Consider the following 12,135-nt stretch of genomic DNA (forward strand, 5'->3'; position numbering starts at 1 on the left):
GGCCGTCATGTCGTTCCAGATCCGCCGGCGGACGCTGATGCTGGGCGGGCTCGCCGCCACCGGGGCCGTGGCCGGCCTCGCCTCCTCCGCCCACGCAGAGCGCGAGCTGCCGCTCGTACCGACGCGAAATCCGCTGATCGAGCGGCGGGCCGACCCGTTCATCACGCATCCCGTGCGGGGCATGTACTACTTCACCGGGTCGGTCCCGGAGTACGACCGGATCGTGGTCCGCGGCGCCGGCACGATCGAGGGGCTCGCCACCGCGGCCGAGACCGTCGTCTGGCGGCGCCCCGCCGGCGGCAGGATGGCCGGGCACATCTGGGCGCCGGAGCTGCACCGCATCGACGGCCGCTGGTACATCTACTTCGCGGCCGGCGACTCCGACGACGTGTTCCGGGTCCGGATGTATGTGCTCGAGTCGCCGCTCGCCGACCCGCGGGACCCGTCGGGCTGGGTCCTGCGCGGCCGGATCGAGACCGAGTGGGACGGGTTCTCCCTCGACGCCACCACCTTCGAGCACGGCCGCAGGCGATACCTGGTGTGGGCGCAGAGCGAGCCGGAGATCGCGGTCAACACCAGCCTGTACATCGCCGAGATGGCCTCACCCTTCGCCCTGGCGACGAAGCCGACGCGGATCGCGACGCCGACCCGCGGCTGGGAGATCCAGGGCTTCCGGGTCAACGAGGGACCCGCCGTGATCGTGCGCAACGGGCGCGTGTTCGTGACCTTCTCCGCCAGCGCCACCGACTCGCGCTACTGCATGGGCCTGCTCACCGCGGACGACGGCGCGGACCTGCTCGACCGCGCGTCGTGGGTGAAGAACCCCGACCCGGTGTTCGTCTCCAACGAGCACACCAGGCAGTTCGGCCCCGGGCACAACAGCTTCACCGTCACCCCGGACGGCACCGACCTGCTGGTCTACCACGCCCGCGACTACCGCGACATCGCCGGCGACCCGCTCTACGACCCGAACCGCCACACCCGCGTGCAGCAGCTGTACTGGCACCGCGACGGCACGCCCCTCTTCGGCGTGCCGGTCGGCGCGGGCGGCCCGATCGTCCGGCTCACCCCGTCCGACGTCCCGCGCGGCTTCCTGCGCCACAGCTCCTTCGTGCTGCGCGTCGACGCCGACGTGCGGGAGCTCGCCGACAGCCAGTTCCGGTTCGTCGCGGCCGCCGACGGCACGGAGACGCTGCAGTCGGTGAACTACCCGGACCGCCACGTCACGGTCGCCGGCGGCGGCGTGCGCCTCGAACCGGGCCCGGGCACCGCGTTCCGCCGCACCACCCGCGGCCCGGGCGTGACGCTGGAGCTCGCCGGGGCGCCCGGCACGTTCCTGCGCCACGACCGGGGCATCGTCACCACCGGCCGGGAGATGACCTTCCTGCTCGGTTAGCGCAGGCCGCGCCCGCTCAGGTCGGCGCAGGTCGCGCCTGCTCAGGTCGGCGCAGGTCGCGTCGCGAGGGGTTTCCGCGTCGGTACCCCTCGCGACGCCATCTGTCGTGCCGTCTACTCGGGTGCGGACCCCAGCGCCTCGACGAGCGGGTTGCCGTCCTCGACCGGCGCGTCCAGTTCAAGCCGCCGCAGCACGTCGATGTACGCGGCCGGCGGCGCTCCGTGCTGCAGCCCGAGCGTGATCGCCGTGGCGAGCGCGTCGGCCAGCCCGGCCAGCTCGGAACCGTGCACCCCCGCCCGCAGGTCCACCCGCCGCAGCCCGCCGTCCATCCCGTGCCCGGTCGTCATCGCCCCCGGCACCCCGCCGATCGCGAACTCCACCGTGCACCCGTCCGCCCGCCGCTCCCGCGGCCCCGGCACAACACCAGCCATGGCTCCACCCCGTCCGGTTTCCGCGCCGGCCCCCGACGACCGGCGACGTCCCGAACGTAGGCCACCGCCCGCCCGGCCGACAGCACCGACACGACCCGACTTCGAACACCAGATCGACACGCCGCACGACACGCGGACGGCATGCGGTCGGTCCGGGTGTCGCGGCCGGAATGGACTGGACGGGATGAGGATCGGGCTTGTACCTTGCTGCTGTCCGTGACACCGCCCGAGGAGGTGAGACCCATGAACGCTGTATCGAAGTGGGTGCTCCCCCTTGCCGTCACGGCCGGGCGATTGACGTAGGTGTCGCCGGGAGCGCCCCGCCAACCAGGCACTCCCGAAAGGCAACAACCTATGTTCGACGTGATCATTGCCGGGTGTGGCCCGGCCGGTGCGATGCTGGCCGCCGAGCTGCGACTGCACGACGTGCGGGTGCTCGTCCTGGAGAAGGAGACCGAGCCCGCGTCGTTCGTCCGCATCGTCGGCCTGCATGTCCGCAGCATCGAGCTGATGGCGATGCGCGGGCTGCTGGAGCGCATCGCCGCACGCGCACGGCGGCGTCCGGCCGCCGGCTTCTTCGCCGCCATCGACAAGCCCGCGCCCGAGAATCTGGACACCGCGCACGCCTACCTGCTGGGCATCCCGCAGCCGGTCATCGTGCACCTGCTCGAAGAACACGCGATCGCACTGGGCGCGCAGGTCCGGCGCGGCTGCGCGGTGACCGGCCTCGAACAGGACGGCGATGGCGTGACCGTCGAGCTGGCCGGCGGGGAACAACTGCGATCGCGCTACCTCGTCGGCTGCGACGGCGCCCGCAGCACCGTGCGCAAGCTGCTCGGCGTCGGCTTCCCCGGCGAGCCCTCGCGGACCGACACGCTGATGGGGGAGATGGAGGCGGCTGCGCCGCCGGAGGAGATCGCCGCCAGGGTGGCCGAGGTCCGCAAGATCGATCAGCGGTTCACCTTCGGACCCTTCGGCGAGGTCTATCGCGTCGTGATCCCCGGCGCGGGAGTCAGCGACCGCGCGGAGCCACCCACCATCGAGGACTTCCAGCGTCAGCTGCGCGCCATGGCCGGTACCGACTTCGGCGTGCACTCCCCGCGCTGGTTGTCCCGCTTCGGCGACGCCACCCGGCTCGCCGAACGGTACCGGGTCGGGCGGGTGCTGCTGGCCGGCGACGCGGCCCACATCCATCCACCCATCGGCGGGCAGGGCCTCAACCTTGGCGTCCAGGACGCGTTCAACCTCGGCTGGAAGCTGGCCGCGCAGATCCGCGGCTGGGCGCCGGACATGCTGCTGGACACCTACGAGGCCGAGCGGCATCCGGTCGCCGCGGACGTGCTGGACAACACCCGCGCCCAGATGGAGCTGTTCTCCACCGAACCGGGCCCCCAGGCCCTGCGCAGGCTGCTCACCGAGCTGATGGACTTCGACGAGGTGAACCGCCACCTGATGGAGAAGATCACCGCGATCGGCGTCCGCTACGACTTCGGGCCGGGCCCCGACCTGCTCGGCCGCCGCCTGCCCGACCTCGACGTGCACCAGGGTCGCCTGTACGACCTGCTGCACCGCGGCCGCGGCCTGCTGCTGGACCGCACCGGACGCCTGACCGCCGGCGGCTGGTCGGACCGGGTGGACCACCTCGGGGACCCCACCGCGGCGCTGGACGCCCCGTGCGTCCTGCTCCGCCCCGACGGCCACGTCGCCTGGGTCGGCGACGACCAGCAGGACCTGGACGACCACCTCGCCCGCTGGTTCGGCAGACCCGCCTGATCGCGCTGCCGCGGGCGCGTCACCGCGACGCGCCCGCGGCGGCCTACGGACGGCGGAAGAGGTCGTTCAGGTCGGACTGGGAGAGCTGGGTGTCGGCATACGCGAAGGTGCCGTGCTCGGCCAGCTCGCGGGCGGCCCGGCGCAGGTGGTGATACATCGCGCGGGCGATGCTGCCGCCGACGGTGACGCGGCGGACGCCGAGGTCGCGCAGGGCGGCCACGGACAGGGTGCCGCCGGTCAGGCCCATGACCACGTTGAGCGGGCCGGTGAGCTCGCGGACCAGCGTGCCGATCGTGGCCGGGTCGGCGGCGCCCGGCACGAACGCGCAGTCCGCGCCGGCCGCCAGGTAGGCATTGGCCCGGTCGACGGCGTCGGTGAGGGTGCCGCCGACGATGAGCGCGTCGGTGCGGCCGACGAGGACGAACGGCTCGCCGGAAGAGTCGACCGCGGCGCGGGCGGCCCGGATCCGCTCCACGGCGAGCGCCTGGTCGTGCAGGGGCCGGGCCCGCGAGCCGGTGAAGTCCTCGATGTTGCCGCCCGCGGCGCCGGCGGCGACGGCCAGCGAGATGGTGGCCGCGACGTCCTCCGGGGAAGTGCCGAAGCCTTCCTCGAGGTCGGCGCTCACCGGCACGTCGACCGCGGCCACGATCTCGCGGACCCGGTCGAGCATCGTGGTGCGGTCGAGGCGGGCCTGCGGACCGTGGTCGGCGAAGAAGTCGTGGTCGGGGCGGCCGAGGGAGAACGCGATCCCGGCGCTGGTGGTCGCGACGGCGGGGAAGCCGGCGGACTCGAGGACCCGGGCGCTGCCCGCATCCCACGCGTTGGGCAGCAGGAAGCAGCCCTCCCGGTGCAGATCCACGAACTGCTGCCGCCGGTCCCCGCCCATCGCGAAACCCCCTGAAGACGATCAGCCGGCGCCGATGTCGAAGAGGTTACCCTCGGGGTCCGACAACGTCGTCCAGACGGCGCCGTACTCGTTGAAGTCGCCGACCTGCTTCGCGCCGAGGCCGACGGCGCGGGCGACGGCGCCGGGCAGGTCGGCGGTGTGCAGGTCGAGGTGGATGCTGTTCTTGCCCGGGGTCTTGTCGGGGACCTGGATGAACATGAGGACGGGCTGGGCGCCGGTCGAGCGGCCCACGGTCGCGAAGAACGGGGTCGCCTCCGGGTCGACGGTGCGGTCCAGCAGCGCGGCGTAGAAGCCGGCGAGGGCGGCCGCGTCGGTGCAGTCGACGGTGACGTGGGCGATGGCGAGGTCGGTCATGTGCTCTCTCTCCTGAGGAATCGAAGGTCAGGCGGAAATCGGCCAGCAGATCTCGGTGCGGAACTCGGCCGGGTCGGTGGTCTCGTCGGGTCCGACCAGGTAGACCTCGACGATCGGGTCGGGCAGGGCGGTGTCGTGGGACGCGACGTGCAGGCCGAGCCGGCCGTACGTGATGTCGCAGTCGGCGAACGGGCCGTTGTGCACGGCGACGGCGTAGCGGGCGGGCGGCAGGGTCGCGAACCGGTCGTCGCCCGCCCGCACCACGTCCGCCGAAACGGGCACGAACGCGACGACCTCCCCGATCTCGCCCTCGAAGAACTCGGCGGAGTAGGTCGCGCCGGCCGGGCCGGCCGGATCGGTGCCGAGCGCGGCGAGCGTCGCGTACAGCTCGGGGAAGACCCGCCCGCACCAGTCCGTCACCTCGGTGCGGGTGATCCGCGCCGACACCCGGAGCACGGGCGATCCCGCCGACAGCCGGTGCCGGACCGGCAGCTCGGGCTCGGGCCCCAGCAGGCGGCGCAGCGACAGGACCACGTCACGGGTACGGGTGAGCTCGGCCTCCATCCGGTCCAGGTGCCGGGCCAGGGCCTCGTGCCGCGCGGACGGGTCGGGCTCGGCGAGCACCCCGCGGATCTCCGCGATCGGCATGTCGAGGTCCCGCAGCCGCCGGATGAGGTGCGCGTCGTCGACCTGCCCCGGCGCGTACCGCCGGTAACCGGTGTCTTCGTCGATACCGGCCGGCACCAGCAGCTCGATATCGTGGTAGTACCGCAGCGTCTTCGCGCTGAGATGGCACAGCCGCGAGAACTCGCCGATGGTGACGCCCGGTGTCATGCCCCGTGTCATGCCATTGAGTGAACCTGTTCCAGTAGGTGGAAGGTCAAGCTTCTCCGCATATGCTGTCGGGTATCGAAACAGATGGAGGCCTCCATGGAGGGAGCGCCACTGCTGTCCGCGAAGCTCACCAGGCCCGAGCCGGTGGACCGGGCGCTGCCGCGTGAGCAGCTCATCGACCTGTTGTGGAGCCTGACCGACCTGCCGGTCACCGTGGTCACGGGGCCGGCCGGATCCGGCAAGAGCCGCCTGGTCGCCGCGTGGGCCGACGACAGTCCGGGCTGGGACTCGATCGCGTGGCTCACCGTCGACCAGGACGACCAGGCCCAGCCGGCTCGCCTGTGGCAGCACCTGCTGGCGGCCCTGCGCGGCGCCGGGGTGCTGCTGCCCGCGACGCTGCTGGACCTGACCGGCGCGCCCGACCACGCGACGGTCACCGAGCTGGCGGCCGTCCTCTCCCACCAGCAGCACTCGATCGTGCTCGTCCTCGACGACGCCTGCTGGCTCGACGCGGAGCAGCTGGGCGAGATCGAGTTCCTGCTGCGGCACGCGCAGAGCCACCTCCGCCTGGTGCTCGTCGGCCGGCACCGGCCACGGTTCCCGCTGCACCGCTACCGGCTGACCGACCAGCTCAGCGAGCTGCGCTGGGCCGAGCTGGCGCTGGACGCCGGCGAGGCGCGGGCGCTGTTCGCGCTGCACGGCGTCGACCTGACCCCGGCCGCGCTCGCCGACGTGATGGAGCAGACCCGGGGCTGGCTCGCCGGGGTGCGCCTGTGCGCGCTGGCGATGGCGGACGGCGCCGGGGTGCCGGTGCTGGCCGGGCACGACTACGTCGTCGACTACTTCACCGGGGAGATCCTGGACCGGTGCACCCCGCGCCGGCGGCGCCTGCTGGCCGGGGTGGCCCGCCTGGACACGTTCACGGCCGAGCTCGCCGCGATCGTGGGCGGCGTCGAGGAGGGCGACGTCATCGCCGACCTGGAGGAGGCCGGCGCGTTCCTGGAGACGGTGAGCGAGGCACAGGGCACCTACCGCCTCCACCCGCTGTTCGGTGCCGTGCTGCGCGACCGGCTCCCGCTGCCGCCCGCCGCGGCCAGGACCGCCGGGCTCGTCGCGGCCCGCTGGTCCGCCCGGCACGGTGACCTCGACGGCGCCGTCGGGCACGCGGCGGCCGTCGGCGCGTGGGAGGACGCGGCCCGGTTCGTCGTCGACGACCTGGCGGTCGGCGAGGTCATCGTGGACGGGCCGGCGGGCCGGCTCACGGGGCTGCTCGCCGGGATGCCGGCCGAGCCCGCGACGCCGGAGGGCGTGATCGTCGCCGCCGCCCACGCGCTCTCCCACAGCGACCTCCCGCGGGCCGAGCGGCTCCTCGCCGGCGACGCCTGGCGCCCCGCCCCCGACGCGCCGCTGCCGGTCCGGCTCGCCGCGTGCATGGTCCAGCAGTCCGTCGCCTACGAGACCGGCGACGCGGAGCGGCTCGACGCGGTCACCGGCGCCGCGGCGCGGCTGCTGCCGCAGGTCGACCCGGGCAGGATCGCCGTGCGGCCGGAGCTGCGGGTGTTCGTCCTGTCCGGCGTCGCGACGGCGCACCTGCGGGCCGGCCGGCTCGACGAGGCCGCCGGGAGTTTCGCCGCGGCGATCCAAGCGGCCCGCAGCGAACGGTGCGGCGGCCTCCTCGCGTACTGCACGCAGCATCTCGCCTTCACGGAGGCGCTGCTGGGGAGGCTGCGGTCGGCGTACGACACCGCCCATCGCGCATCCGACGTGGTGGCGCGCACCGAGGCGCTGAACCGGGGCCCGCGGCACATCGCCGACCTCGCGCTCGCATGGGTGGCCGCCGAACGCTACGACACCGCCGCGGCCTGGCGTCACCTGCGCACCGCCGAGGAGGGGCTGGCCACCGACATCATGCCGCGGGAGAGCGCCTACGCGGCCACCCTGACCATCGTGCGGTCCAGGCTCCTGCGCGCCCGCGGTGAGCTGCCCGCGGCGCTGTCGGTGCTGCGCGGCGCGTCGCCGGAGACCTCGGCCCGCCTCTGGGTGCGGCACGAGCTGGACCTCGCCGAGTCGCGGGTCCTGGTCGCGATGGGCCGCCACGAGGAGGCCCGCACCGCCCTGGCCCGCCTCGACCCGGGGCGGCCGGAGGCGACCCTGGCCCGCGGCTCGGCGCTGCTCGCGGCCGGCGACCCGCAGCGCGCCGTCGACTGCGCCCACCAGGTGCTGTGCCTGCTGGGCCTGTCGGTCGGCGTGCTCGTCGAGGCGTGGCTGCTGCTCGCGGCCGGCACCGCCCGGCAGGGCGACGACGAGCGCGCCGCCGAGGCGCTGCGGACCGCCGTCGGGTTCACCGTCGACGACGGCGGCACCCGCGCCGTCCACGAGGCCGACGGCGTCGTGCGCCAGCTGCTGCGCCGGCACGCGACGGCGGCGGATCCCGTGCCCGGTTTCAGCCTCCGGCAGGCGGAGGTGCTGCGGCACCTCGCGGCGCTGACCCCGACCGAGGAGATCGCCGAGCTCATGGACGTGTCGGTGAAGACCGTGCGCACCCACATCCGGGAGGTGCTGCGCAAGGTCGACGCGTCCAGCCGCGCCGAGGCGGTCCGCCGCGCCCGCGACCTCGGCCTCTTGTAAACCGATTGGACCTGAAGCCCACTCCAGGTCGTACGGTGGCGGACGTGAGTATGGAAGTCACCGCCTGGAACCAGATGTACCAAGCCATCCACGCGACCCAGGACCGGCGGCCGTTCTCGGTCGCCACGCTGCGCCGGATCGCCGCGTTCGCGCGCCCGCACAAGGCCCGGCTCGCCGGGTTCCTGTCGCTGAGCGTCGTGACGGCCCTCCTCGCCGTCGCCACGCCGGTGCTCGCCGGCCGCGTCGTCGACGCGATCGTCGGCGGCGGCTCCCGCGACACCGTCGTCACCCTCGCGGTGCTGATCGCGGTCATCGCGCTCGTCGAGGCCGGCGTCGGGCTGCTCGCCCGGCTGCTGTCGGCGCAGATCGGCGAGGGGCTGATCCTCGACCTGCGCACCACCGTCTTCGACCACGTGCAGCGCATGCCGGTCGCGTTCTTCACCCGCACCCGCACCGGCGCGCTCGTCAGCCGGCTCAACAACGACGTCATCGGCGCGCAGCGCGCGTTCAGCGGCACCCTGTCCGGCGTCGTCAGCAACATCGTCACCCTGTCGCTGACGTTCGCGGTGATGGTGAGCCTGTCGTGGAAGATCACGCTGCTCGCGCTGCTGCTCCTGCCGGTGTTCGTGCTGCCGGCTCGCCGGATGGGCACCCGGCTCGCCCGCCTGCAGCGCGAGGCCGCCACGCACAACTCGGCGATGAGCACCCAGATGACGGAGCGCTTCTCCGCGCCCGGTGCCACCCTCATCAAGCTCTTCGGCCGGCCCTCCGACGAGTCGGTGGAGTTCGCCGCCCGGGCCGGCCGGGTCCGCGACATCGGCGTCCGCACCGCCATGAACCAGACCGTGTTCATCACCGCGCTGACCGTCGTGTCCTCGCTCGCCCTGGCCCTCGTCTACGGCGTCGGCGGCGTCGCGGCCCTCGGCGGCCGGCTCGACGCGGGCGCGGTCGTGGCGCTCGCGCTGCTGCTGACCCGGCTGTACGCGCCGCTGACCGCCCTCGCGAGCGCCCGGGTCGAGGTGATGAGCGCCCTGGTCAGCTTCGAGCGGGTCTTCGAGATCCTCGACCTGCGCCCGCTCGTCGCGGAGAAGCCCGACGCCCGCGAGGTCCCGCCCGGCCCGGTGTCCGTCGAGTTCTCCTCCGTCCGCTTCGGCTACCCCTCCGCCGACAAGGTGTCCCTCGCCTCGCTGGAGGAGGTCGCCTCCCTGGACACCCGCGGCGGCGTGGAGGTCCTGCACGACGTCTCGTTCAAGGCCGAGCCGGGCCAGATGATCGCCCTGGTCGGCTCGTCCGGCGCCGGGAAGTCGACCATCGCGCAGCTCCTGCCGCGCCTGTACGACGTGGACAGCGGCACCGTCCGCCTCGGCGGGATCGACGTCCGCGACCTGTCCTTCGACGCGATCCGCGCCACCCTGGGCATGGTCACCCAGGACGGGCACCTCTTCCACGAGTCGGTCCGCGCCAACCTGCTGCTGGCCCGGCCGTCGGCGACCGAGGACGAGCTGTGGACGGTCCTGCGCCGGGCCCGCCTCGACGAACTGGTCGCCTCCCTCCCCGACGGCCTCGACACCGTCGTCGGCGAGCGCGGCTACCGCCTCTCCGGCGGCGAACGGCAGCGCCTCACCATCGCCCGCCTGCTCCTGGCCGGCCAGCAGGTCGTCGTCCTCGACGAGGCGACCGCACACCTCGACTCGACGTCGGAGGCCGCGGTGCAGGCGGCGCTCGCCGAGGCCCTCAGCGGCCGGACGGCGGTCGTCATCGCGCACCGCCTGTCCACCGTCCGCGCCGCCGACCTCATCCTCGTCGTCGAGGCCGGCCAGATCGTCGAACGCGGCACCCACACGTCCCTGCTCGCCGCCGGCGGCCGCTACGCCGAGCTCTACTCCACCCAGTTCGCCGACACCGACGACCAGGTCCGCGTGTAGCCCGGCCCTCGGTCCGGCACACCGCCCGGGCAGCTTGCGCCGCGAGGGGTCCCGCCCGCCGGTGCCCCTCGCGCCGCGGGTCCGGGCGTGACCGGCATGGCTCCGGGCGAGGGCGATCAGGAAGGCGCGGGTGGCGGCGACCCTACCGAGTCCAGGAAGAAGTCGAACACCTCCTGCGGGTCCGGGTGGTCCGCGAGTGCCGCGTCGCGTTCGGCCTTCGACATCGGCGGCCGCAGGCCTGCCCGGCGGCAGAAGTCGAGCAGTTCCTCGGCGCCGAGTTCGCCGACCCACGTGCCGAGGAAGTCGACCAGGCTGGTGCCGACCAGTTCAACGCTCGCCTCGTCGTCGACGGAGATGACCGGCGCGCCGGCGAAGGTGTCCGCGCCCGCGCTCCAGTAGCCGATCGGCAGGCGGCCGTCGCTCTCGCCCAGCCAGAGGATGTCGGCCAGGAATCTGGCCACGCCTGGGTGACCGTCGGCGAGGTAGCTGTGGACGGCGGGCGGGTCGTCGGTGACGGTGAAGCACTCCGCGAGGAACGGGTCGTCGCGCATCTGCCGCCACACTGCCAGCTCGGGCGGCTCCACGTCCCGCGACGCCGGGGCCACTCCGGCGTCGGAACGCAGTCGCCGCAGCAGTCTCTCGGTGGCTTCGGTGCGGTCGGTCACGGTGGCTCCTGCTTCTGCTTCGGCACGCGCCGTCGGTCGGCGACCCGCGAAGCTACAGCACCGCCGCAACCCGCCTGACATGGTTATGCGCTTCAGTCTTGGCGTGTGGCGGCGGGGTGGGATTGACAGCTTCAATGTGCGGGCCTAGGTTGATGGAACTTATCCGGTTCAGTGAGCGCGCGCCTCCACCCCAGGCGCGCGGCCGGGGCCGGCACCGCCTGAAGGGTCGATCCGCGATGCCCCACCACGGGTTCAACGTCCAGTGGATGTTCAACGCGCACGCCGGCGCGGCCGGGCCCGACGAGCGGGTCCTGGACGCCGTCGCGGCGTGGGGATTCAACTTCATCCGGCTGCCGACGGACTACCGGCTGTGGAGCGTCGGCGGCGACCCGCACCAGGCCGACGAGTCGGTGCTCGCCCGCGTCGACAAGATCCTCGACGCGTGCCGGCAGCGTGGCTTGCATCTTTCACTGAACCTGCACCGCGCGCCCGGCTACATCATCACCGGGTGGGAGACCGAGCCGTACAACCTGTGGACGGACCGCCCGGCCCGCGACGCGTTCGTCGCCACGTGGGAGCGGTTCGCCCAGCGGTACAGCGGCATCCCGGCGGAAGCGCTCAGCTTCGACCTCGTCAACGAGCCCCCCGCGTTGGGGCTGCGCGGCTTCACCCGCGACGCCCATGAGGCCGTCATCCGGCACGCGGCCGCCGCGGTGCGGGCGATCTCGCCGGACCGGCCGCTGGTCATCGACGGCCTCGACGGCGGCAACCTCGCCATGCCCGAGCTCGCCGACCTCGGCGCCACGCAGAGCGTCCGCGGATACCAGCCGATGAGCGTCTCGCACTACCGGGCGCCCTGGTGGCCCGGGCATCAGGGGCTCCCGGCGCCCGCCTACCCGTGCGACTACGACGGGCGCTGGTGGGACGCCGCCGGGCTGCGCGACTTCTACGCGCCGTGGCGCGAGCTGGAAGCGGCGGGCGTCCCCGTGCACGTCGGTGAGTTCGGCTGCTACGAGCACACCCCCGACGAGGTCGCCCGGGCCTGGTTCGCCGACCTGTTCGACGTCTTCGGGCAGTTCGGCTGGGGCTACGCCCTGTGGGAGTTCGAAGGCCCGTTCGGCATCGTCGGGCACCACCGGCCCGGCGCCCGGTTCGAGCGGCGCGACGGTTTCGACGTCGACGTCCGCCTGCTCGACCTCATGCGCTCGTTCTGAACCTGGCA

At 73.6% G+C, this 12,135-nt stretch carries 10 protein-coding genes; 5 read left to right on the plus strand and 5 right to left on the minus strand.

Annotation, left to right across the window (positions count from 1 at the left end):
• Positions 1 to 7: 7 nt before the first annotated feature.
• Positions 8 to 1,396: a family 43 glycosylhydrolase gene (locus tag AB0J72_RS06330; protein WP_363395020.1), complete on the plus strand. Its 1,389-nt coding sequence runs from the start codon at positions 8 to 10 to the stop codon at positions 1,394 to 1,396.
• A gap of 113 nt (positions 1,397 to 1,509) precedes the next feature.
• Here the strand turns inward: AB0J72_RS06330 and AB0J72_RS06335 are convergent, their stop codons facing one another.
• Positions 1,510 to 1,827, minus strand: coding sequence for a hypothetical protein (locus tag AB0J72_RS06335; RefSeq protein WP_363395023.1), 318 nt, complete (start codon positions 1,825 to 1,827; stop codon positions 1,510 to 1,512).
• Between the two features lie 354 nt (positions 1,828 to 2,181).
• On the opposite strand from AB0J72_RS06335, the gene rox reads away from it, so the two are divergent.
• The gene (gene rox, locus AB0J72_RS06340) at positions 2,182 to 3,600 is read left to right on the plus strand and encodes a rifampin monooxygenase (protein ID WP_363395026.1); all 1,419 of its coding nucleotides are present in this window, start codon (positions 2,182 to 2,184) and stop codon (positions 3,598 to 3,600) included.
• A 43-nt stretch (positions 3,601 to 3,643) separates the two neighbouring features.
• On the opposite strand, the gene AB0J72_RS06345 is transcribed toward rox, so the two are convergent.
• The 3 genes from AB0J72_RS06345 to AB0J72_RS06355 are packed head-to-tail and all read right to left on the minus strand — an operon-like array spanning position 3,644 to position 5,707.
• Complete coding sequence (locus AB0J72_RS06345) at positions 3,644 to 4,486, minus strand: isocitrate lyase/phosphoenolpyruvate mutase family protein (RefSeq protein ID WP_363395029.1); 843 nt, start codon at positions 4,484 to 4,486, stop codon at positions 3,644 to 3,646.
• A gap of 21 nt (positions 4,487 to 4,507) precedes the next feature.
• The gene (locus AB0J72_RS06350) at positions 4,508 to 4,861 is read right to left on the minus strand and encodes a VOC family protein (RefSeq protein ID WP_363395032.1); all 354 of its coding nucleotides are present in this window, start codon (positions 4,859 to 4,861) and stop codon (positions 4,508 to 4,510) included.
• A gap of 27 nt (positions 4,862 to 4,888) precedes the next feature.
• On the minus strand, positions 4,889 to 5,707 hold the full coding sequence (locus AB0J72_RS06355; RefSeq protein WP_363395035.1) for a MerR family transcriptional regulator: 819 nt from the start codon (positions 5,705 to 5,707) through the stop codon (positions 4,889 to 4,891).
• A gap of 84 nt (positions 5,708 to 5,791) precedes the next feature.
• Between AB0J72_RS06355 and AB0J72_RS06360 the strand changes: the two genes are divergently transcribed.
• Positions 5,792 to 8,323, plus strand: coding sequence for a LuxR C-terminal-related transcriptional regulator (locus AB0J72_RS06360; RefSeq protein ID WP_363395037.1), 2,532 nt, complete (start codon positions 5,792 to 5,794; stop codon positions 8,321 to 8,323).
• Between the two features lie 74 nt (positions 8,324 to 8,397).
• A complete protein-coding gene (locus AB0J72_RS06365) occupies positions 8,398 to 10,248 on the plus strand; it encodes an ABC transporter ATP-binding protein (protein WP_363395325.1) in 1,851 nt (616 codons plus the stop codon).
• Positions 10,249 to 10,364: 116 nt separating this feature from the next.
• Here AB0J72_RS06365 and AB0J72_RS06370 read toward each other — a convergent pair whose 3' ends face one another.
• Positions 10,365 to 10,913: a hypothetical protein gene (locus AB0J72_RS06370; RefSeq protein WP_363395040.1), complete on the minus strand. Its 549-nt coding sequence runs from the start codon at positions 10,911 to 10,913 to the stop codon at positions 10,365 to 10,367.
• 236 nt (positions 10,914 to 11,149) lie between these two features.
• Here AB0J72_RS06370 and AB0J72_RS06375 point away from each other — a divergent pair, with 236 nt between their 5' ends.
• Positions 11,150 to 12,127, plus strand: coding sequence for a cellulase family glycosylhydrolase (locus AB0J72_RS06375; protein WP_363395043.1), 978 nt, complete (start codon positions 11,150 to 11,152; stop codon positions 12,125 to 12,127).
• Positions 12,128 to 12,135: the final 8 nt, after the last annotated feature.

The sequence above is a fragment of the Dactylosporangium sp. NPDC049742 genome, assembly GCF_040674675.1.
Taxonomy (GTDB): domain Bacteria; phylum Actinomycetota; class Actinomycetes; order Mycobacteriales; family Micromonosporaceae; genus Dactylosporangium; species Dactylosporangium maewongense.